The 881-nt window shown below is 67.9% G+C and carries 2 protein-coding genes; both read left to right on the plus strand.

Annotated elements, in window-relative coordinates; genetic code table 11:
* Positions 1-94: 94 nt before the first annotated feature.
* Positions 95-619 carry a DUF742 domain-containing protein gene (locus tag ACX9I7_RS32645; protein ID WP_387565744.1) on the plus strand — a complete coding sequence of 175 codons (525 nt, stop codon included), beginning with the start codon at positions 95-97 and terminating at the stop codon, positions 617-619.
* Positions 600-881 (plus strand): GTP-binding protein (locus tag ACX9I7_RS32650; RefSeq protein ID WP_459389406.1); only part of this gene is annotated, 282 nt, incomplete at its 3' end. The genes ACX9I7_RS32645 and ACX9I7_RS32650, both read left to right, overlap by 20 nt.

Genomic DNA, 881 nt, shown 5'->3' on the forward strand with positions numbered 1-881 from the left:
TCTCAACTAATCAAGAGGCAGTGCGTTTCGCGCCACCGCGCCGTAGGGTGCGGTGGCGCGACCGGCAGCAGACAGGCAAGTTGGAGGAGGAAACGTGGCAACGCCCCCCGGCGGTTACCCGTATGGCGGTGACCAGCAGGCTCAACCCCCGTTGAACCGCTTCGACTTCCCCTCCACGCCAAGCCACCACGCCATGCCGGAGCAGCAGCGCGCCCCGCACGTACCGCCTCCGTCCCAGCAACACCGGCGCGCGTCGTCGTCCCCCTCGGGCGGCAAGCACAACCCGCTGGTCCGTCCCTATGCGATGACCGGCGGCAGGACCAGGCCGCGGTACCAGCTCGCCATCGAGGCGCTGGTGCACACCACGGCCCAGCCGTCCCAGCTCCAGGGGCAGTTGCCGGAACACCAGCGCATCTGCCATCTGTGCCGTGAGATCAAGTCGGTCGCCGAGATCTCGGCACTTCTTTCCATTCCGCTCGGCGTCGCCCGAATCCTCGTCGCCGATCTGGCCGAGGCCGGACTCGTCGCCATTCATCAGCCCGGCGGCGATGCGTCCGCCGGCGGTCAGCCTGACGTGACACTGCTCGAAAGGGTGCTCAGTGGACTTCGGAACCTCTAGCGGCGAGGCAGCCCGCTCCACCACCTCCGCGAAGATCGTCGTCGCGGGTGGCTTCGGCGTGGGCAAGACCACGTTCGTCGGCGCGGTCTCGGAGATCAACCCGCTGCGCACCGAAGCCGTGATGACCTCCGCCTCGGCGGGCATCGACGATCTGACCCACGCGCCGGACAAGACCACGACCACCGTGGCCATGGACTTCGGCCGTATCACCCTGGACCAGGACCTGATCCTCTACCTCTTCGGTACGCCGGGTCAGGACCGC

This window comes from Streptomyces sp. L500, from assembly GCF_054551825.1.